25 protein-coding genes are annotated in these 21,556 nt (G+C 40.8%); 24 read left to right on the top strand and 1 reads right to left on the bottom strand.

Translation table 11 applies throughout. The features are described 5' to 3' along the window. From D8872_RS10015 to D8872_RS09990, 4 genes are all read left to right on the top strand, one after another. On the top strand, nt 1-750 hold a 750-nt coding region (locus tag D8872_RS10015; protein WP_125390818.1), incomplete at its 5' end, for a sensor histidine kinase. A gap of 1,092 nt (nt 751-1,842) precedes the next feature. Next, the gene (locus D8872_RS10005) at nt 1,843-2,706 is read left to right on the top strand and encodes an ABC transporter ATP-binding protein (protein WP_125390816.1); all 864 of its coding nucleotides are present in this window, start codon (nt 1,843-1,845) and stop codon (nt 2,704-2,706) included. After that, nucleotides 2,703-3,863 carry an ABC transporter permease subunit gene (locus D8872_RS10000; RefSeq protein WP_125390815.1) on the top strand — a complete coding sequence of 387 codons (1,161 nt, stop codon included), beginning with the start codon at nt 2,703-2,705 and terminating at the stop codon, nt 3,861-3,863. The genes D8872_RS10005 and D8872_RS10000 overlap by 4 nt, the downstream gene beginning before the upstream one ends. 348 nt (nt 3,864-4,211) lie before the next feature. Further along, a complete protein-coding gene (locus tag D8872_RS09990; RefSeq protein ID WP_125390813.1) occupies nt 4,212-4,610 on the top strand; it encodes a hypothetical protein in 399 nt (132 codons plus the stop codon). A gap of 244 nt (nt 4,611-4,854) precedes the next feature. Here D8872_RS09990 and D8872_RS09980 read toward each other — a convergent pair whose 3' ends face one another. Beyond that, complete coding sequence (locus D8872_RS09980) at nt 4,855-5,025, bottom strand: DUF3042 family protein (RefSeq protein WP_005590510.1); 171 nt, start codon at nt 5,023-5,025, stop codon at nt 4,855-4,857. Between the two features lie 82 nt (nt 5,026-5,107). On the opposite strand from D8872_RS09980, the gene miaA reads away from it, so the two are divergent. The 20 genes from miaA to D8872_RS09875 form a co-directional block, all read left to right on the top strand. After that, a complete protein-coding gene (gene miaA / locus D8872_RS09975) occupies nt 5,108-5,992 on the top strand; it encodes a tRNA (adenosine(37)-N6)-dimethylallyltransferase MiaA (protein WP_125390812.1) in 885 nt (294 codons plus the stop codon). 31 nt (nt 5,993-6,023) lie between these two features. Then, on the top strand, nt 6,024-7,262 hold the full coding sequence (gene hflX, locus D8872_RS09970) for a GTPase HflX (RefSeq protein ID WP_002909443.1): 1,239 nt from the start codon (nt 6,024-6,026) through the stop codon (nt 7,260-7,262). Beyond that, entirely contained in the window at nt 7,255-7,878 is a 624-nt protein-coding gene (locus D8872_RS09965; protein ID WP_002909444.1) for a hypothetical protein, read from the top strand. Before hflX ends, D8872_RS09965 begins: the two co-directional genes overlap by 8 nt. Nucleotides 7,879-7,888: 10 nt before the next feature. Continuing rightward, nucleotides 7,889-8,818, top strand: a complete 930-nt coding sequence (rnz, locus tag D8872_RS09960; RefSeq protein ID WP_125390811.1) for a ribonuclease Z — start codon at nt 7,889-7,891, stop codon at nt 8,816-8,818. A gap of 39 nt (nt 8,819-8,857) precedes the next feature. Further along, entirely contained in the window at nt 8,858-9,349 is a 492-nt protein-coding gene (locus D8872_RS09955) for a DUF7832 domain-containing protein (RefSeq protein WP_125390810.1), read from the top strand. Between the two features lie 24 nt (nt 9,350-9,373). Further along, nucleotides 9,374-10,129: an SDR family NAD(P)-dependent oxidoreductase gene (locus D8872_RS09950; protein WP_125390819.1), complete on the top strand. Its 756-nt coding sequence runs from the start codon at nt 9,374-9,376 to the stop codon at nt 10,127-10,129. 6 nt (nt 10,130-10,135) lie between these two features. Further along, nucleotides 10,136-10,846, top strand: coding sequence for a class I SAM-dependent methyltransferase (locus D8872_RS09945; protein WP_125390809.1), 711 nt, complete (start codon nt 10,136-10,138; stop codon nt 10,844-10,846). Between the two features lie 38 nt (nt 10,847-10,884). Then, on the top strand, nt 10,885-11,937 hold the full coding sequence (locus D8872_RS09940) for an acyltransferase family protein (protein WP_125390808.1): 1,053 nt from the start codon (nt 10,885-10,887) through the stop codon (nt 11,935-11,937). Between the two features lie 218 nt (nt 11,938-12,155). Continuing rightward, the gene (recJ, locus tag D8872_RS09935) at nt 12,156-14,375 is read left to right on the top strand and encodes a single-stranded-DNA-specific exonuclease RecJ (protein ID WP_125390807.1); all 2,220 of its coding nucleotides are present in this window, start codon (nt 12,156-12,158) and stop codon (nt 14,373-14,375) included. Nucleotides 14,376-14,497: 122 nt separating this feature from the next. After that, nucleotides 14,498-15,010, top strand: coding sequence for an adenine phosphoribosyltransferase (locus tag D8872_RS09930; protein WP_125390806.1), 513 nt, complete (start codon nt 14,498-14,500; stop codon nt 15,008-15,010). A gap of 100 nt (nt 15,011-15,110) precedes the next feature. Beyond that, complete coding sequence (gene metA, locus D8872_RS09925) at nt 15,111-16,052, top strand: homoserine O-acetyltransferase MetA (RefSeq protein ID WP_005590498.1); 942 nt, start codon at nt 15,111-15,113, stop codon at nt 16,050-16,052. A gap of 9 nt (nt 16,053-16,061) precedes the next feature. Further along, entirely contained in the window at nt 16,062-16,742 is a 681-nt protein-coding gene (locus D8872_RS09920) for a DnaD domain-containing protein (protein ID WP_125390805.1), read from the top strand. A gap of 451 nt (nt 16,743-17,193) precedes the next feature. Further along, a complete protein-coding gene (locus D8872_RS09910; RefSeq protein ID WP_125390804.1) occupies nt 17,194-17,466 on the top strand; it encodes a TIGR04197 family type VII secretion effector in 273 nt (90 codons plus the stop codon). Between the two features lies 1 nt (nt 17,467). Next, nucleotides 17,468-17,827, top strand: a complete 360-nt coding sequence (locus tag D8872_RS09905) for a cingulin (RefSeq protein ID WP_125390803.1) — start codon at nt 17,468-17,470, stop codon at nt 17,825-17,827. After that, nucleotides 17,818-19,902, top strand: coding sequence for an LXG domain-containing protein (locus D8872_RS11270; RefSeq protein ID WP_260471696.1), 2,085 nt, complete (start codon nt 17,818-17,820; stop codon nt 19,900-19,902). The genes D8872_RS09905 and D8872_RS11270 overlap by 10 nt, the downstream gene beginning before the upstream one ends. Nucleotides 19,903-19,915: 13 nt before the next feature. After that, nucleotides 19,916-20,209 (top strand): hypothetical protein, encoded by a 294-nt coding sequence (locus tag D8872_RS09895; RefSeq protein ID WP_002932350.1) that lies wholly within the window; start codon nt 19,916-19,918, stop codon nt 20,207-20,209. 181 nt (nt 20,210-20,390) lie between these two features. Next, nucleotides 20,391-20,549, top strand: a complete 159-nt coding sequence (locus D8872_RS11055) for a hypothetical protein (protein ID WP_260471695.1) — start codon at nt 20,391-20,393, stop codon at nt 20,547-20,549. A 164-nt stretch (nt 20,550-20,713) separates the two neighbouring features. Beyond that, nucleotides 20,714-20,986: a UCP019853 family protein gene (locus tag D8872_RS09885; protein WP_260471694.1), complete on the top strand. Its 273-nt coding sequence runs from the start codon at nt 20,714-20,716 to the stop codon at nt 20,984-20,986. 78 nt (nt 20,987-21,064) lie between these two features. Continuing rightward, nucleotides 21,065-21,196, top strand: a complete 132-nt coding sequence (locus D8872_RS11265; protein WP_446677437.1) for a TreTu family toxin — start codon at nt 21,065-21,067, stop codon at nt 21,194-21,196. Between the two features lie 73 nt (nt 21,197-21,269). Then, nucleotides 21,270-21,556, top strand: a 287-nt coding sequence (locus D8872_RS09875; RefSeq protein ID WP_125390802.1) for a hypothetical protein, incomplete at its 3' end; no start/stop codon positions are given.

Here is a 21,556-nt window from a genome sequence, read left to right as displayed (position 1 = left end):
GAAATAATCGTAGTTGTTTATATTATTCTCTTTCTAAGTTCGATAAATATCCTAGACCGTAATTTGCGAGAGCGAATTCAACAGCAGTTAAGTGAACAAAGAGAGTTACAATTGAGAAATATGTCCGATTACAGTCAGCACATTGAAGAACTTTATAATGAGTTGCGAAGTTTCCGGCATGATTACATCAATATTTTAAGGAGTCTGAAGTTGGGAATTGATACGCATGATTTACCAGCCATCGAGCAGATTTATAACCAAGTTCTTAAAGACTCAGGTCAAGCGTTCAACCAATCTAAATATGATTTGGGTCGTCTATCCAATATCCACAATGATGCTCTCAAGAGCGTCTTGTCAGCAAAATTTCTAGAAGCTCAGAACAAGGGAATAGAAATTGGCTTGGAAGTTCCTCAAGAAATCAAACCTCAAGGAATGGAATTGCTTGATTTTATCACGATTGTTTCCATACTGGCTGATAATGCTATGGAAGCAGCAGTGGAGACTAGTCATCCAGTGGTTTCTTTTGCCTTTTTGGAGCAGGAAAGTAGACAGATTTTTATTGTTGAGAATACAATAAAAGAGCCTTCTATCTCTCCCGATAATATTTTTAAAAAGGGATTTAGCACTAAAGGAGAAAATAGAGGGCTTGGTCTCTCCAATGTTCAAAATATTATCAGCCACTATCCCAATGTTTCTTTGAGAACTATTAGTCATGATCACTCTTTTAGACAAGAGTTGGAGATAAAATGAATTTATTAGATTGCGAATGATTAGATTTGCCACTTGATTTAACTCAATGAGAGTAACAACAACTGTTTATGAGTAAAAAAAGACAATTTAAGATTTTTTATGCCATACCTGTTTAAAAGTGCTATAATTAATATAGAGTTTAAGAATACGAAGGCACTAAGAGAAATGCCTTGTTTAGAGACAAATATAACTTAAATTCAAACTGTTGTCTGGTTTTTTGTTATTTAATTGTTAGGAGTGACAAGAAATGAAGAAATTATATAGCAATACATATCTAATGCGATTTTTAACTGCCCAGCTTCCTAGTCTGGCTCTATTCATTATAATTTTAAGTAACCAGGTTTTTAAAGCATCGCTTCTAGTCCAGATTTGTTTTTATTTGATACTTGTGAGCAATCTTGTGTTGAATCTTTATTTTATGAACCAAATAAAAAAAGAAAGTAGTTCCGGCATCTTATCAAACCAAATTTTCTTTACGATTTTGACTTTGGCTCTGTTTATATTTAGTTCTTACAGACTGATAACGATTAGTGATGACTTTCAAAAATTAATTGCTCTGATATCCACTATTCTATTATTTATCTTACTTATTCTACTTATTTGGGGAATAAAATATGCCAAGGTAACTAGTAGAAAACATAAAACAAATTAGATTTGCTAAAATTGAACAGTCTATCACTATACTCTCTCTGTCTTACTTTTTCGTGATATTTTCTAAGAATATTTCTTATAGCATTTTTTCAAGAAGACGATACGGAATATCCTGCTGGTCAATTCTTTCTTATGCTCTTTGTAATTTAAATTTTATTATTTTAGTAAAATCAGCATTTGCTTCTAGCAAGTGCTGTGTTTTTTTTTCTTCAAATGACCATTTAGGATGAAATACAGACTGTTTATGATTTTCGGCTTGTTATTTGAAGAAAGTGCGCTATAATCTAAGCAGGTTAAGATTGACTTTACAAATGGTTGAAGTCTATTAAAAAAATTTTTAATCAAAAATTTATGTTATAATAACAGTATAATAATGTTTGTGATTTTGGGAAAATAGTGATTTGCTATCTCTAATGGCATTTTTTGGGATGGAGGGCATCTATGAAATTAGAAATGATAGGCATTAGCAAGAACTATGGCTCTAAGTCTGTGCTCAAAGGTATTTCCTGCGAATTTACTGAGGGAGTTTATGGTTTGCTTGGGGCAAATGGTACGGGTAAGACGACCCTGATGAATATTATTTGTGATCTCATAAAGCCGAGCCAAGGAAGGATAAAGTGTGATGGGGCATCACATACAGAAGACTATATCCAGTATCTCGGATTTTTGCCTCAAGATTTTTCTTATTATCATAACTTTACTGGGCTCGATTTCCTTTTATATATGGCCGCTCTTAAGGGAATGACGAAGAAACAAGCCAGAGTAGAGAGTGATAAGTTTTTGAGACTTACTGGTTTATATGATGTCAGGAAAAAGAAGATTGCTTCCTATTCGGGTGGTATGAAGCAAAGACTTGGTATTGCGCAGGCACTTCTCAATCATCCCAAAATATTGATTTTAGATGAGCCAACCGTGGGATTGGACCCCAAGGAAAGGGTGAAATTCAGAAATATTATCAGTGAGCTATCGGCTGATAAAATCATCCTCTTATCTACCCACATCGTATCGGACGTAGAAGCGATAGCCAAGGAAATCCTAATCCTAAAAGATGGAAATTTTGTGGAGAGAGGTAGTGCTAAGGAACTTCTTTCGCTTATCGATGGGCAAGTTTGGGAATTTCGTGTTTCCGAGCGTGAGTGGCAGCGTTTTGCAAAGGATTATGTAATCGTGAATGAGCGGATAGAACCAGACGGTATCGTCTTGCGGGTTATTAGCGATGAGAGTCCTGTCGAAGGGGCGCAAGGGATGATTCCGAGTCTGGAAGATTTGTATATTTATTACTTTAGAGAGGAGGTAAATGGATGATAGCATTAGTTCCTTTTGAATTGAAAAAATTATTAAAAAAGAAGTCAGTTTTAGGTGCAGTACTGGCTATTATACTGGTTTTAGCTGGATTGTTTTATGCAAATTTTTTTAATGATGGACAAATTAGCGGATCTTCAGCTGATCGAATACATGGAAAACAAGCAGTTGTGATCAAACAAAAGATTGCTGAAGAGCATACTGGTTATTTATCTGATGAGTTAATGGATAAAATCGTTAATGACTATGCAGCGAATATGCCCTATTTTAAACAGAATGACTTGTATGATATGTTTTCCTGGTATGCCATTGATCGCCTCGTCCCCAATTCTCAAGAAATTTTAACAGATACCTATAAATCTGATGATGTCTTACATTACGATCAGATTAGCCTCAAGTCACAAGAAGAGCTGCAGTCTCATTTTCCTTTAAAAACTTTAAAGCTGGGAAATTTTGCACCTTGGCATAAGTTGTTTAATACCTTAAATGCTGCTTTTAGTTTAATGGTGGTATTTGTGATCTATATTTGCTGCTCTGTTTTCTCAGGTGATCGAGCAAGAAAGATGGATTCGTTACTTTTGACAACTAAATATGGTCGCAATCAGTTAACGATTGCAAAAATCGTATCTGTTTTTGGAATTGCTACTTTAACATTTGTCCTTGTTAATAGCCTTGTTTTGCTGGTGTTTGGGACCTACTTCGGTTGGAGCGGTTGGGATACCAGCGTCCAGATGAACTTGGAATGGATTTCGACCATTTATAATATTTTGCAATTTCCTGTCCATATGAACCTCTTAGAATTGTTGATTCGCCTTATTCTATTCCAGTTTGTTGGTTTACTCTTTATTCTTGGGGTGATGGTCCTCATATCTAGTTTGACAAAGTCGCCGCTAGCAACATTTGCAAGTTCTGTAGGAATGTTCTTGGCTCCAGACTTTTTGATGAATATTTTCAGAGATGGTCTGATGAATAAGATACTAACTATTTTTTCAATTTCAACTGATGGAACGGAAGGAATCTTATTGAAACTTTCCAATAGCAAAGGATTTTTCTTCAATGATTTTACTGCAAATGGTGTCAGCGTGATCATGCTCCGGCTCTCTCTCATGCTCCTCTGCTGTCTGATGACTTATCGGATCATCCGAAAAAGAGGACTTTAAACTAACTGTTGTCTATTTTAGAAAAGCAGTTCCGCTTTTCTGATGGAATATACAAGGAAAAAAGAGGTCACTAATATGGAAAAAAATTGTTTTTTAAAATTTCTCTGCTTATATCTTTTGTGCTAACGGCAGGAGGTCTATTATTAACACTCTATAATTATTTATTTTTTAATTATCCGTTTTTAAACCAAACTACGGTAGGCCTAATTGTCTCGTTTTTAATGGTTTTGCTTATATTTTTTAGTTCTCATCATAGAAATAAGAATTGATTTTTTGAATTACTTGAGAATAAAAAGAAAAAACTGCTAAAGACATTCTTTGAATTTATCCTTTAAAGGAGTTGATTTTATGACTAATACTAGACGAGCAGTAGTTGCTGCGAGCTTAGGTTTCATCTTATTGTTAGCAGTGGGAATTCTGCTGCGGATTCGCTTTGGGAGAATGGTCTTTTTGCTAAGTTTATTCTGTTATGCGGAAGCCTTTATCATTTGGTACGCGAAAAGTAAGTCTAAGTCGCAGATCAGTGGCAGTAGGAGCATTGAACTCTTCTGGCTCTATATCAAGCAGTTGAAAATATTTTATATCACAATTTTGTCTCTCGCGATTCCCTTCGTGTCCCTGTCCTCTGAGCCCACTTATGATTTATTTTTTGTGCTTGGCTTGTTAGTATTTTCGCTCTTAAGCAATTATATCTTTAGCTCTCATGGCATTCAGCCATCTAAGAAAGAGAGAAATGTAAAAGATTAATTGTTTTAGCTGTAGCAGTTATTCAGCTTGCTGTTTTCTACAAAAGAAAAGAGGCTGGGACAAAAGTCCTAGCCTCTCAATTGTCTGTGGAATGTCGAGCAAGACGCAGTGGTTGAGTGGGCTCTACTAGGCTGATTTCATCAGCTTTTACAGCCCTACTCAACTGTGCGGAGGTGGGACGACGACATCGAATTCTAACGAATTACCGATTTCTGCCCCACTCTCTTTTGTAAAATGTGCAGGCTTAGTGTGCTACACGTTTGCGAGCTGCTTTTTTACGATTTTCTTCGATGAAAGCTGCTTTTTGCTCCTCAGGTTCGATGACTTTTTTCTTAAAGGCATAGACTGCACCAGCAAGAGCAGCGACAGTACCTGCTACACCTGTAAGAACGCCTTTTCCAAATCCTTTAGCCATGTGATTTCTCCTTTTCTGAACTTTTATTATTTATGTTATAATTAATAGTAACGAAAAATCAAAATTTTTTCAAGGAAAAAAGATGAAAACCAAAATAATTGTGATAGTGGGGCCGACGGCAGTTGGGAAAACGGCTCTGAGTATCGATGTAGCCAAGCGCTTCAATGGTCAAATTATCAGCGGTGATAGCCAGCAGGTTTATCGTGGCTTGGATATTGGAACGGCTAAGATTCGTCCGGAGGAGCAGGAGGGCATTCCCCATCATCTGCTGGATGTGCGGGAGGTTGGAGAAAGCTACTCGGCCTATGATTTTGTGACTGAGGCGGCTCAGGCTATTCGCGAGATTGCGGCTCAAGGTCAGCTGCCCATCATTTGCGGCGGCACAGGGCTCTATATCCAGAGCTTGCTTGAGGGCTACCATCTGGGCGGAACCGTCCCTCACGAGGAGATTCTGGCCTATCGGGCGCAGCTGGACAGTTGGTCAGATGAGGATTTGTTTGAAAAAATAGCAGAGCTGGGTATCGAGATTCCACAGATAAATAGACGCAGGGCTATGAGGGCGCTAGAGATTGCCCATCTGGGCGGTCAACTAGAAAACAATCAACCAGACTATGAAGCCCTGCTGATTTGCCTAGATGATGAGCGAGAGCGACTTTATGATCGAATCAATCAGCGAGTAGATCTGATGCTAGAAGCCGGGCTTTTAGAAGAAGCTTGCTGGCTGTTTGAGAAAGCTCCGACCAGTCAAGCCAGCAAGGGTATCGGCTACAAGGAACTTTTCCCCTACTTTGAAGGGCAGATGATCCTTGAAGAGGCCGTGGACAAGCTCAAGCAGAATACTCGCCGTTTTGCCAAGCGCCAGCTGACTTGGTTTCGCAACCGGATGTCCGTGACCTTCTATCAGGTGGGAAATCCAGACTATAAAAATCAGGTCATGGAGGACATCAAGAATTTTCTGGACAAGTAGCTGGCTGACCAAGTCTTAGTAAGGATATGAGATGATAGAAACAGAGAAAAAAACAGAGCGTGTCTTTTTGGTCGGTGTGGAGCTGGCAGACACGGAGAATTTTGACCTATCCATGGAGGAACTGCAAAGTCTAGCTAAGACCGCAGGGGCTGAGGTAGTCGGTTCCTATAGCCAGAAGCGGGAAAAGTATGACAGCAAGACTTTTGTCGGATCTGGCAAGTTAGAAGAAATCCGACAGCTGGTTGATGCCGAAGAGATTTCGACCGTCATCGTCAATAACCGTCTGACACCTCGCCAAAATGTCAATCTAGAGGAAAGCTTGGGGGTTAAGGTCATTGACCGTATGCAGCTGATTTTGGATATTTTTGCTATGAGGGCTAGGAGTCATGAGGGCAAGCTGCAGGTGCATCTGGCCCAGCTCAAGTACCTGCTACCTCGCTTAGTTGGACAGGGGATTATGCTTAGCCGTCAGGCAGGAGGTATTGGCTCCCGCGGTCCTGGTGAAAGCCAGCTGGAGCTCAATCGACGCAGTGTACGCAATCAGATTCATGATATTGAGCGCCAGCTCAAGGCAGTGGAGAAAAATCGGGCGACCGTTCGTGAAAAACGGTTGGAATCCAGTATTTTCAAAATCGGCCTCATCGGTTATACCAATGCTGGCAAGTCTACGATCATGAACTGCTTGACTAGTAAGAGTCAGTATGAGGCGGACGAACTCTTTGCGACGCTAGACGCCACGACCAAGAACATCAACCTAAGTGGCCAGCTCAATGTCACTCTGACAGACACAGTTGGCTTCATTCAGGATTTGCCTACAGAGCTAGTATCTAGCTTTAAATCCACACTGGAAGAGAGCAAAAATGTCGATTTGCTGGTCCATGTTATTGACGCCAGCGACCCTCATCATGAGGAGCACGAAAAGACTGTCCTCGACATCATGAATGAGCTGGACATGCTGGATATTCCCCGGCTGACTCTTTATAACAAAGCAGACAAGACGGAGGATTTTACTCCGACCCTTACTCCTTATTCTTTGATTTCGGCTAAGGCGGACAATAGCAGAGCTCTTTTGCAGCAAGTCCTGCTGGAGCGGATGAAAGAGTTATTTTTGCCTTTTACAATCAAGGTAGCGCCTGCTAAAGCCTACAAGATTCATGATTTAGAGAAAGTCGCGATTATGGGGAATCGAGAATACATAGACGATGTCGAAGTCGTTTCAGGCTGGATTGCCGAGAAAAACAAATGGAAACTGGAAGAATTTTATGACTGATTATATTGACCTGGCCCTCAAATACGGCGGTTTTACAAGCCTAGACAGGGTCTACTTAGAGCAAGTGTTGGCTGGCCTGACAGAGGAGCAGAAGCGGAGCTTTATCACTCCGCCCCCCAGTGTTATCAATGCTTACTTTGCTGAGCTTTATCAAAAGAAAAGTCCGGAAGCCGCGACAGCCTATTTTTTAGAGATTAGCCAGGCGCTGGACTTGTGGAATGCGGAGCCTAGCTTTGTAGAAAATAAACCTTTTGTACGGCTTAATCTTTCTGGCAAGTCCTATGGATTTTGCTATGAGAGCGAGGAAGTCGGCTTGGTCTTTCCTGAAAAGCCAGAGTCGGTAACAGACGACTTGCTCTTTGAAATCGCCCAAGTCTTTCCACAATACTTGGTCTACGAAGAAGCAGGGAGAATAAAAATGGTACCTCTCAAAGTTGAATCTCAAGTCGTGGATAGTCAGGCACTTACTGCTTTGACAGATTGGCAGCAGCTAGCGGATGGCAGCCAGAGAGTTCTGGGCTACAATCAAGATGAAGTCAGTCAGCTGGCTCAGTCCTATGCTGGAAAAAAATACTACCACTCGCAGAATCGCTCTGCCATGATTTATATCATTTAGAAAGAAAAACATGCAATTACAATTTTTAGGAACCGGAGCCGGTCAGCCGTCCAAGGCCCGCAATGTGTCCAGTCTTGTTCTCAAGCTTTTGGAGGAAATCAATGAAGTCTGGATGTTTGACTGTGGAGAAGGCACCCAGAATCAAATTTTGGAAACCACCATCAAACCTCGTAAGATTTCAAAGATTTTCATCACGCATCTGCATGGTGACCATATTTTTGGCTTGCCGGGTTTCCTCTCTAGTCGAGCTTTTCAGGCCAATGAAGAGCAGACGGATTTGGAAATTTATGGACCAGTCGGTATCAAAAGCTTTGTGATGACAAGCTTGCGCGTGTCTGGTTCTCGCCTGCCTTATCGGATTGATTTTCATGAGTTTGATGAAAACAGTCTGGGCAAGATTTTGGAGACGGACAAGTTTACTGTTTATGCGGATAAGCTAGACCACACGATTTTCTGCGTGGGTTATCGGGTGATGCAGAAAGATTTGGAAGGAACGCTGGATGCGGACAAGCTGCGCGAGGCGGGCGTTCCTTTTGGTCCTCTCTTTGGAAAAGTCAAGAATGGTCAGGACATCGTCCTAGAAGATGGTACCAAAATCATTGCAGCCGATTATATCTCAGCTCCTCGCCCGGGTAAGACCATTACCATTTTGGGTGACACCAGAAAGACCGATTCAAGTGTTCGCTTGGCTGTGGCAGCGGATATGCTGGTCCATGAAGCGACCTATGGCAAGGGAGATGAAAAGATGGCTCGTAAGCATGGCCATTCTACCAATATGCAAGCTGCGGAAGTGGCTAAGGAAGCTGGTGTCAAACGCCTCCTGCTCAATCATGTTAGCGCGCGTTTCTTATCGAAAGATATTAGCCAAATGCGGCGCGATGCAAGTAGCGTCTTTGACAATGTCCACGTGGTCAAGGATTTGGAAGAAGTTGAGTTATAATTTTACAGTCTCGGATAGTTGCGTTGAGAGGAAAATAAAATGGCAGTTGAAAGTCGTTTATTAGATAAAGCTGATTGGTATTTTGAGGATGCATTAACTAACTATATTTATAGTTATAACTTAGAAAATGAAGAATTAACACAAGATAATTACCGAGAGGTTCATCGTTGGGCTGCGAATCATATTGGCTTTTTCGTTACTTGGCTCATCCAGCATGATGCAAAGGAAATGATGAGTCCTGATGAAGAAACATCACTCCAGAGTGTCAAAGACGAGCAAACTTTGGGTGTGGATTATGTTCTAGACTGGTGTGACGGAAAATTGGGCACAATGGATGTCAAAAGGGATTTTCAGACTTTTGTGAACGATTATTATGAGGATCGGTACATGAAGGATTATTCTGAATTTGTAGTCAATGACTTGTACGACCTACCTTTGGAATTTTTAGGTAGCTGGGAGGATTATCATCTTTTTGCTCCGGTCATTGATCAAGCTTATGCTGACTATTTAGCTGGAAAAAGATTTCATTAAATTAACAACATGAAAGGCAGAACAATGCGTACCATCATCATCACTGGAGCTAGCGGTGGGCTGGCTCAGGAAATGGTTAAGCTCTTGCCCAAGGACCGACTGATTTTGGTCGGACGGAGCAAGGCTAAGCTGGAAAAACTATATGGAGAAAGGGAAAATCTTGACCTAGTGGAGCTGGATATTACAGACAGTTCAGCTTTGGAAAGTTTTGCTGAGCGAATTGACGGACAATACGGGCACGTCGATGTCCTAGTCAATAACGCTGGCTATGGGATTTTTGAAGAATTTGACAAAATCAGCTCAAGCGATATCGAGGCCATGTTTGAAGTCAATACCTTTGCCTTGATGAATCTGTCCCGTATCTTTGGAGCTCGCATGAAGCAGGCAGGCCGAGGCCATATCGTTAATATCGTTAGTATGGCCGGCCTCATTGCAAGTAGCAAGTCCAGTCTTTACTCAGCGACCAAGTTTGCAGCTATTGGTTTTTCTAACGCCTTGCGTTTGGAACTACTGCCTTTTGGTGTCTATGTCACGACGGTAAATCCCGGTCCTATCAAAACAGCCTTTTTCGATCAAGCGGATCCTGATGGTTCCTATGTGAAAGCAGTAGACAAATATATGCTTGAGCCTGACTTTGTAGCTGGGAAAATCGTCAGTTCCTTTGGCAAAAAGAAGCGGGAAATTAATCTACCTGGGATTCTCAATCTTGCCCACAAGCTCTATACCCTTTTTCCAAGAATTGCCGATAAAATGGCGGCCAATATGTTTAACTATAAGTGAGGTTTTATGACAGCTAATCTACAAGCTTACAAGGCTCATCTGCAGGCGCCTTGGGGCAAACTTCAGTATGATATTGTTTTTGCCTTTCTAGAGTCGCTGAAGGGCCAGAAAATTCTTGATTTCGGCAGTGGTTTTGGAATTGTGGCTGATTTTCTAGCGGAAAAGAACCAAGTGACCGCCATCGAGCCGAGTTCAGAAATGATTGCCGAGCGCAAGCAGGACTTTTATTATGAGCAATTGCAAGGCAGCTTGGACCTTCTGCAAACATTGCCAGACCAGTCTTTTGATGTCATCATCTGTCATAATGTTTTAGAGTATGTGTCTGAGCCTGCTCTCTATTTGACAGAATTTTCCCGCCTCTTAAAAAAGGACGGCAAAATTTCTCTGGTCAAGCATCACGAGGTTGGGCGAATTATGCATACAGTGGTTTTTGAAAATGACCCAGAGAAGGCTCAGCAGCTTTTGGCGGGTGAGGAATATCAAACCCACAGTATGGGAGCTGCAAAGGTCTATCAAGTCCAAGATGTGATTTCAGGTCTCCCATTAGAAGTTGAAGATTATCAGGGAGTAAGAATTTTTTACGGGCTGCAATCCAATGACTACAAAACTGCCCCTGACTGGGCTGAAAAGATGCTTGAGATGGAGCTGGCTGTCTGCAACCAATCACCTTATCGAGACATCGCTGCCTTTCAGCATGTTTGGCTGAGCAAGCACTAAATCTATTTATTAAGCACATCTTCCTAGGGAGAATATTTATGGCAGAAAGAAGTGTCAGAGAGTCAGAGCAGCCGGTCAACTACGCCATGCTCAGTTTGTTTCAGTATGTAGCTTCAATTTTGGTAATTTTGGTGCATTGTCAGCGACTTTTTGAAAATGAGGTCTTACACTTTACTCAGAAAAGCATGTTTGGTCGTATGGCAGTGCCCTTTTTCCTGATTTCATCAGCTTTTATGCTAAAGTCCAGCTTGGCTAAGAAGCAGGATATGAAGCTGTACATTAAGCGTATTTTGAAGCAGTATCTTTTGTGGAGCGGGATTTATGTTCCTTATGCTTTGGCGTATTTTTGGACCCTGCCAGTTCAAAAACATTACGCTCCTTTGGCCTTGTTGGCTGGGCTTTTGTATATCGGCTTATGTTATCAACTTTGGTACATTCCAGCCTTTCTCTTGGGGCTTTTACTTGTTCACTATGTTTATAGAAAATGGGGTGCTAGAAAGACGGGGCTTTTTCTACTCCTGCTTTATGTAATAGGCTCGATCGAGACATATTACGCTTATTTCTCAAATAGCTGGCTTACCCAGTCTTTTGACACCTATGCTAAGATTTTCTTCACCACCCGAAACGGTATTTTCTATACTCCCATTTTTATTTACTTGGGCTATCTCCTTTATGATTATCAGCAGTCTAGCATTTTTAGGAAAGATTATGGGAAAAAGCTATCCTTGTCCGGCCTTCTTTTGCTGCTAGATGGATGGATTGTCTTTATTCATCAAGGGATTGACAAGAACTTCTTTTTGGCTTTGCCTCTCTTTGCTTTATTTCTGGTGAATTGGATTTTGCGTACAAGAATTGGTCAAAACTGGCATCTGTATCACCTTAAAGAATTGAGCGTTTTATATTTCTTTTTGCACCCGATTTTTATAGAATCCTCTTTTTATCTGCTCCAAAAGACTGATTTTGCCAAGTGGCAGCAGGGAAGAATTGTATTTTTGCTAACCTTGCTCTTGACTCATCTAAGTGCAGAAGTCATTTTATTGGCTCGGAAGCGCTTGTTCTTAAAGCAAAGACTTACAAAGGGAATAGGATGACGAAAGAAAGCTAGTGAGTCAGATATGCCGATTGGAGAAGTCCTAGCTAGTAAGAGAAAATCCAGCAAATTGCCCTTGCTTAAATTTAAGCCGAGTGAGGAAGTAAAACATTAAGTGATAGAACAGAAGAAATATTCCATGCCTTTTTCTTCTGCTCTGTCGCTTTTTCATGTTATAATATTCAGACAAGATTGAACGGAGAGAGTGTTTCACTTATCATGATTAGCTCAAAATACGACTGGCAGTTTGCCACTAATTTTACAGACGAAAAATTTTTAAAAAAGGCTAAGAAAGCTGGGCTAGAACCCGCAGCTGCCAGTCTTCTTTACCAAAGAGGAGTGCAGACTGAAGAGGCCTTGCAGGAATTTTTGGAGCCTAGTTTAGACCAGCTTCACGCCCCTTATGACCTGCATGATATGGAGCGGGCAGTGGAGCGCATTCGCGCAGCGATTGAGAATTACGAGCAGATTTTGATCTATGGCGATTATGATGCTGATGGGATGACCTCGGCATCTATTGTCAAGGAAGCCTTGGAGCAGCTAGGGGCTGAGTGTCAGGTCTATCTGCCCAATCGCTTTACGGATGGCTATGGTCCTAATAGCAGTGTTTACAAATATTTTATTGAAAATCAAGGCATCTCGCTCATTATTACAGTAGATAATGGAGTGGCTGGTCTTGAAGCTATCGAGCTGGCCCAGTCTCTGGGCGTGGATGTTATCGTGACGGATCACCACTCCATGCCTGAGGAGCTGCCAAACGCCTATGCGATTGTCCATCCGGAACATAGCGGAGCGGATTATCCTTTCAAGCATTTGGCTGGTTGTGGGGTGGCTTTTAAGCTGGCAACAGCCTTGTTGGAAGAAGTCCAAGTCGAACTTTTGGACTTAGTTGCTATCGGTACCATTGCCGATATGGTCAGTCTGACGGGAGAAAATCGAATTCTGGTCAAATACGGCCTTTCCGTTCTCAAAAATACCCAGCGGGTGGGTCTTCAGGAACTCTTCAAAATTGCAGGCATTCAGCCAGATGAACTGGACGAAGAAACGGTTGGCTTCCAGCTTGCTCCCCGACTCAATGCACTGGGACGGCTGGATGATCCCAATCCAGCGATTGAGCTTTTGACAGGTTTTGATGACGAAGAAGCTCGTGACATTGCGCTTATGATTAACCAGAAAAATGACGAGCGTAAGGAAATCGTCCATCAGATTTATGAAGAAGCACAAACCATGCTGGACTCTAAGAGACCAGTGCAGGTGTTAGCCAAGGAAGGATGGAATCCTGGTGTGCTTGGCATTGTCGCTGGGCGCTTGCTGGAAGAGCTGCACCAGCCAGTCATAGTGCTTAATATCGAGGATGGTATTGCTAAGGGCAGCGCCCGCAGTATTGAAGCGGTCAATATCTTTGAGGCCTTGGACAGCCATCGTGATTTCTTTATAGCCTTTGGCGGGCACGCTGGAGCAGCTGGGATGACTCTCGAAGCAGATAAGCTGGCGGAACTTGCTGATATCCTGACAGCTTACATCTTAGACAATGATTTGGATTTGACTGGCAAAACAGCTCTGTACTTAGACGAGGAGTTGCACCTGCCAGAACTGACCTTGGATACACTCAAAAGCTTTGAAAAACTGGCGCCTTTTGGTATGGACAATAAGAAGCCGCTTTTTTACCTCAAGGATTTTAAAGTGGACAATGCTCGGACTATGGGGGCTGGCAATAGCCATCTCAAGCTGAAAATTTCCCAACAAGATGCATCTTTTGAAGTAGTAGCTTTTGGGCAAGGAAGCCTGGCGACAGAGTTTGCCCAGACCAAGAACCTGGAGCTGGCCGTCACCCTCTCTGTCAATAAATGGAATGGACAGACTAGTCTTCAGCTCATGCTGGTAGATGCCCGTGTGGATGGCGTTCAGCTTTTCAATATCCGAGGAAAAAATGTGACGCTGCCTGACAAGGTTCCAGTCTTGCGTTTCACAGAGGAGTTGCCGGATTTGACAAATAGCAGAGCAGTTGTGGTTTATGACCTGCCCGATGATTTGCAGGACTTGAAGAAGATTCTTCAGTCTCAGGATTTCGAAGCGATTTACTTTAAGAATGAGATTACTAAGCCTTACTATCTGACCGGTTATGGTACTCGTGAGCAATTTGCTAAACTTTACAAGACCATCTATCAATTTCCTGAGTTTGACGTTCGCTATAAACTCAAAGAGTTGGCGGCTTATCTGAAAATCGACCCTATTCTCTTGGTCAAAATGATTCAGATTTTTGAAGAGCTGGGCTTTGTCAGCATTACCGAAGGCGTCATGACGGTCAATAAGGAAGCTGAAAAGAAAGAAATTGCCAGTAGTCATATTTACCAAGACCTCAAGCGCCTGGTCAAAGAGCAAGAACTCATGGCTCTGGGCACTGTGCAGGAGATTTATGACTATCTCATGGATTGCTAGGGGAAAGGTCTCCCTGTTTTACAAATCTTTCATATCTAAAAATATTTGAAAGTCTGCTAGAGCCTTTTTGGATAAAACATGGTATAATAGAGAGTAAAAAATTTTTTGAAAGAAAGAACATTATGAATTTAAAAGATTATATTGCAACTATTGAAAACTACCCAACGGAAGGAATTCTCTTCCGCGATATTAGCCCTTTGATGGCTGATGGAAATGCTTACAGCTATGCTGTTCGTGAAATTGTTCAGTATGCGACTGACAAGGAAATAGACATGATCGTCGGTCCAGAAGCGCGTGGCTTTATCGTAGGATGTCCAGTTGCTTTTGAATTAGGAGTTGGTTTTGCTCCTGTTCGTAAGCCAGGCAAACTTCCACGTGAAGTCATCTCAGCTGACTATGAAAAAGAGTATGGTGTAGATACTCTGACTATGCATGCGGATGCAATCAAACCTGGTCAACGCGTTCTGATTGTTGATGATCTTCTTGCGACTGGTGGAACAGTTAAGGCAACCATTGAGATGATTGAGCGTCTTGGCGGAGTTGTTGCTGGTTGTGCCTTCCTCATCGAGTTGGATGAGCTCAAAGGTCGCGAAGCAATCGGCGATTATGACTACAAAGTATTGATACACTACTAAAGATATAGCTTATTACTATATCTAGTTAGAGAAAAAGTATAATTGAAAACTATAACTCCTTTGAGTATAATAGGTATATTAAACAAAAGGAGATATTTTCATGCCTATCAAGATTGATAAGAAGCTTCCAGCAGTTGAAATTTTAAGCTCTGAGAATATCTTTGTCATGGATGATGATCGGGCAGATCATCAGGATATTCGTCCCTTGAATATCTTGATACTCAATCTTATGCCCCAGAAAATGGTGACGGAAACTCAGATTTTGCGTCATTTGGCCAATACGCCCTTGCAGCTGACTATTGAGTTTCTTTATATGACTTCTCATACGTCAAAGACCACCCAAGTGGAGCATATGCAGACCTTTTACAAGACTTTTGATGAGGTCAAGCATCGTTTCTTTGATGGCTTGATTATCACAGGAGCGCCAGTAGAACATCTGCCTTTTGAGGCGGTGGACTATTGGGAGGAATTCCAGCAAGTGATTGAATGGTCCAAGACTCATGTCTTTTCGACTTTACATATCTGTTGGGGAGCACAGGCTGGCCTTTATGCCCGCTATGGCGTGGATAAGCACCAGATGGAAGAGAAACTTTCGGGTGTTTACGAGCAGTCGGCTCCAAGCAATAATCTGCTTTTCAGAGGCTTTGATGATGAATTCATCACGCCTCATTCAAGGCATACAGAAGTGCTGAAGGAAGACATTCTGAATCTGACCAATCTAGAAATTCTCTCTGAGGGAGAAGACACGGGCTTGTCCGTTTTGGCGAGCCGTGACTTGCGAGAAGTGTATAGCTTCGGTCATATGGAGTACGACCGTGATACCCTTGCCAAGGAGTATTTCCGTGACTTGGAAGCGGGCAAGGATCCTCATATTCCTGAGAATTACTTCAAGAATGATGATGTGAATACAACTCCTTGTCTGCGCTGGAGTTTGGCGGCAGCTCTCTTTTTCAGTAATTGGGTCAATTATGCAGTCTATCAAGAAACACCATTTGATTGGCAAAGTCCAGAGAATGATGCATCCTTCTTTGCTTATTTATAAAGAGGTACTATGACTTATTTAGCAGCTTACAAAAATGGCAACTTGGTTCTTCCAAGTGCCCTCTTTTTGCATTTTAAAGACATTTTTGATTCCAGTGATGATTTTTTGGTCTGGCAGTTTTTCTATTTGCAAAATACCACCTCATTGGAGGAATTTGCGCCCAGTCAGATTGCGGAGTATATTGGCAAGACCTTATCCGAGGTCAATCGCTCCATGTCCCATCTGACGGAAAAAGGCTTGCTCCAGTACAGAACCATTGAACTGAATGGGGAAATCGAGGCGATTTTTGATGCTTCGCCAGCCTTAGAAAAACTAGACGAGATTCTAGGCACTTCCAGTCCTACAGGGTCAAGGCCAGCGTCTGATGGCAATCTTCTCAAGGAACTGGTTGAAACCTTCCAGCAAGAGCTGGGTCGTCTTTTGACTCCATTTGAAATTGAGGACTTGACCAAGACTATTAAGGACGATCAAACCAATCCAGACCTGGTCAAGGCTGCTTTACGCGAAGCGGTTTTCAATGGCAAGCCTAATTGGAAATATATCCAGGCCATCTTGCGTAATTGGCGGCGAGAAGGCATTACAAGCCCAGCTCAGGTAGAAGCCAAACGGGCGGAGCGTGAAGCAAGTAATCCTCAGAATGTAACGGTTTCGGATGATTTCCTCAAGGCCATGAATTTGTGGAAGGACTAGTTACAAGTAAGTGCGGTGGGGTTGTGCGAAATGTTTGAAGATTTTGCTTTTCTTTCTACTATCTAGTTTTAGATTTAAAGATCTTCAAGTCATTATAAATAGTTCCAACTCCGAGTGGTTGCTCAGTAATCGCTGGCTATTGAGCAATAATCTACTATATTGATAGTTTGCTGAACATAATAAGGCGAGAGAGTGGGACAGAAATCGGTCATTCGTTAGAATTCGATTTCGTCGTCCCACCTCCGCACAGTTGAGTAGGACTGTAAAAGCTGATGAAATCAGCGTAGTAGAGCCCACTCAACCACTGCGTCTTGCTCNACAATCCAAAGACAATTGAGAGTCTGGGACTTTTGTCCCAGCCTCTTTTTTATTTTAGAACCTATGATTTTGAGGAATTGTGATATAATGAAAAGGTATTTTGGTAATTCTACAAATAAAAGGAGAAGCGAAGATGGGACAAATTAAATCAAGCACTATTTCAGCTAGGTCTGCTATCAGCGAGCTAGTTGGAGTTGATACCAGCAATGCACAAAATAAACAAGTTGACTTTTCCTATACAGCGGAAATTTCTGGAATGGAAGCTGGCCGTCAAGCTTGCAATCAAATGTTACAGGCTATCAGTGACTTCAGTTCGGCCGTCCTAACTCAGGCCAATAAATTTCCAGAAATTGCTGCAAAAATTGAGAAACGCGATATAGAGCAGGCTAAGCGCTGGGAGAGTTGAGATGAAGGCAGATAAAAGCGAAAAAGAACGTAAGGCACTTTACGAAAAAATTCTCAAAGTTGACAAAAAAGAAGACAAATTTATAGCTCTCAAACATCAATACGAAGATTCTCTAGTAAATTTTGCAACGGATTTCCAATATTTGACGAATCGAATGGAAAATCTACTTTATGAGTATCCGCAAAATACTGCTTCCCTCAGTCGTGATTTAGCAGAGACTCAGCATCTTAACCAACAGGTTAAGAACTATGTTGGGGTGCAGATGGATGAACTAGAAAAGCTCGGTCGTCAAACAAGAAAGACCCTGGAAGAAGAACGAGAAAAACTGACCAAAGAAAGGAATAGTCTGCCATGGGAGTGAAATATAGTGCAGCAGATTCGGCCCAGCTTATCCAAGCGATGACCAGCAATCTGCAGGTAGCTAATCAGGTGACCGATCGTCTATCTAGTGGCTGCGATCACCTGATTTCCTCTTTGGAGTCGGGTGAGCTGCAGGGAGCGGCTTATACAGCGGGAAAGGGCTTATTTACAGAAATTATAATCCCTGCTATCAAAAAGCTACAAGATGCTATTGATGATATTCAGGAGGAGCTTTCCTCTTATAAAAGTGCCGATACCGAGGTGGCTAAATACGGCGAGTTAGATTTAGATTTATTGAAAGAACAACTGAAAATAAAACAGGAGATGCTGGAGAAAACCCAAGCTCAGCTGGCAGAGTATCAATCTCTATTTCGCCGGATTATTGATGGAGTTGCAGGGAAATTAGCTGACAATCTGTCCAAGACGAATGCTCTGACAATGCTGGAAAACCAGCTAAATATTGGCATTCGGGAAATTCAGGAAAAAATTGACAAACTTGAATGGTTTGTGGCTCAGGTGTCCCAGTATTTCACAGATAGTCTGCAGGTTTTGGGTTTAGCTATTCAAGGAGCGACGCAGCTTAGTCAGGTATTGGTAGGCAGTGAGGGTAATTACTCTACTGATGGCATAGATATGAGTTGGTCTGCTAAGATGAAGGCTCAGAAGATTCAGACTGTTTCAAAGAGTGATTATCGGACACCACAAGAACAGGCTATAGACAAGGCTGTCAAAGATATGAAGTTATCCGGTGCTGCTGAAATCTATTACCGAAGTAAGCTTCCAGAGAAGCTGCAGGGAAAACCACGTTCTGAATGGAAGAAGATTATTTCAAACTTTAATAAAGATCTTAAGACAGATAAAGGGGATAATCTACTGGATGTTTTCAATATGACCCGAGCTGAGCTTGAGGAAAAGTATGGTGGCAAGATTCAGGCCTATGAACGTTTTTTAACCACGGGATATGGTGATGCATCTATTGCTACTATGAGTCAGGATGCTCTTCAATTGATTATGGTGAGATATGACCAAGTAAAAAATGATCATCGAGGCTTGAGTCCCACAGAATTAGCTAAGGTTGATCCAGCTTTCAAGAAAAAAATAGATGGTATGAGCCAAGAGGAGATAGAAAAAGAATTTCCTGAGCTCAAAAATGCCATTTCCCAAGCTCATGTGAAACCATTTGGCAGTTTAGGCATGTCAGAGACTGAATGGGCTAATCATCGCTATGTGACAGACCGTTATTTTTTAATGGACAGTCAGAAATTACTTAGTTGGCGTGATCCTAATTACACGGCGAAGTTTAATCATTACATCCTTGAAGAAGGGATCAATCCGATTACACTTGAGCCTGCGACAGCAGAAGAAGTTCAAACAGCTGAATGGTATAATCGCATCCATCCTATCACTGAAACACTTAGCTGGGGGACTGCCTTGTATTCTGCTTATGTGGGCTATAACCAGTATTACAATAAACCTTATACAACAATCCCCGAAGCTTTTGGCAAAGGAAAAGATTGGATTAAAGGGAAAATACCAAGTGTGGGGAGTCAGCCGGTGGTTGGTCCTCAACTTCCATCAAAGAATTGGACTCCGGAATTGCCGTCGATGAACAATATTCAATCTAAATATATGGATTTGTATTCGTATGAATATAATTCATATACCAATCCCGGTCCATTATCTGAATTTTCTACAACGCCAAATCGAAATTTCTATGGAGGTCGATATAATAAAACCGTACTTTCAGAAGATACAATATTTTATAGAGCGGGTAATGCTGATAATCCTTTAGGACAATGGTTTACTAGAGAAGCACCTCAGTCCAGAGCACAGGTGAGGATTGATACAGCAGTGAAAGATATCTGGACAAAACCTGATGGTTCGTATAGTGGTCAGTCTGCAATTGATAAAGTCTATAAAATAAAGATTCCTAAAGGAACTACTATCTATGACGGTCCTGTAGGGAGTCAGGGAGGAATTTATCAAGGTGGGCTCAATAAAGAACAAATTTTCATTGATTCACCATGGAATTTAGATGGTGTGGAGGTCATAGATTCATGGCCAATAATTCATTGAGGAGGAAGATAGTATGTTAGAAACAGTTTTAAAAGCAATTGATGATTTGTTATCAATAATTGACAGATATAAGATTAAAAACGTTCATCCGCAAGTAGAGGATTTAAAATATTTAAAAAAATCTTTGAATACCAATGATGAGCTAAGTACAAGGGAAAAATTTACTCTTTATCAAGAACTTTTTCCACCACGCGGTGGTTTATCAGATATTCATTATTGGCATAACGACTTTGGAACAAGAAAAACAGTTAATGAAGTCATATCAGATTCAACGAAAACAATTGCTGATTATTTGCTGGAACGGTAACAAAATAATTTAATGGTGAATATTCTTAAAAAAATTAAAACTAAAACCTATAAAAATAACGATTTAATAAATAATATAGATTTAAATCCAAGGTTGTCCTGTTTTCCAAAGTGATATTTCATTCACAAATGACCTGCATGATATAAATCAGTCCTTTGATGTATTCTTGTCAAGAGAAATTTTGAAGATTCGGTTAATTGATGTGGAAGAAACATATTATCTAACGAATGGTCGAGTAAAATTAGGTTTTTCTCAAGATGGAATACTAGTGAGTATTTTACTGTTGGATTTAACAGATAAAGAATACGCAGATTTAAAAGATAGTTTTAAACTATACTGAATATTTTTCTTTGTAAAAAGTATTACTTACTTATAGATAGTTAAACGATTTGATTGTGAAGCTTGATTTAGATGGAAAGAACAAATGGCCAAAATAATCTCACTTGATGATACAGATGATATTATTATTCAAATTGGTAATAAAAAATTGAAGCAATGATATCTATGGCCCTGTATAATCCTAAAGAAGGAGAAGAATATGATGCAGAATTGACGTTCTATATGTTTGGAGATTTTAAATTACAATTAGCTACTAATGAAAGATATGATATCACTCATATTGAAAATTACTCTTATGCTATAACAGGAAAAATGATTGACTCAGAAACAATCGCTGTTGGCTTTCCTATCTCAAGTGAGTGGTTAGCAGATTATTCCTATCTAGTCGGTCAATATGTTACATGTAAACTTGATAGGTTAGAAGTGAACTTTTTGTAAAAAATGTTTTTTGTTGAAGAAAGGGTAAACTAACTTCAATCCCCGAAGCTATCGGCATATGTTGCTACTCCTTCTAATATTGGAGCATTTCCAGCTGCTAAACCAGGAAGCGTTTTTAAAGAATTCGATGTTAATTCCCATAGTCTTTATCCGGCTGGAAAAGAAGGATGGGGACAAATCCCAGGTCCAGGCTCTCTATTGATAGGTTAAATCAAAAGAAGGGCTTGCCAGCTATAACAGAAATGCCGGATGCTCGTAATATAAATATCAAAGGAGAAAAGTAATGAGTCGACTTCAAGAAGTAAAAAAAGTGACTAAAGAGTGGCTATCAGAAAACATTAATGTTCTAAAACAAGAAAATATTAGTCTAGAAGTGTTAATTGATAATGAAAATTGCTTGAGAATATTATTAGAAACAAAAGATAAAATGGGAGAAATACTAGTTGAAGAGCCAAGCTTTGCTCCTTATAAAAATTTCAAATTTGAAATTGCTCAAATAATTGATAATCAAGCTCAGATAGTAAATGCATGGTACGACAATGAAAATACAAATATTGAAGACTATAAAGT

It is taken from the genome of Streptococcus cristatus, assembly GCF_003943815.1.
Lineage (GTDB): Bacteria > Bacillota > Bacilli > Lactobacillales > Streptococcaceae > Streptococcus > Streptococcus cristatus_F.
This window is presented reverse-complemented; position numbering and strand designations above follow the sequence as displayed.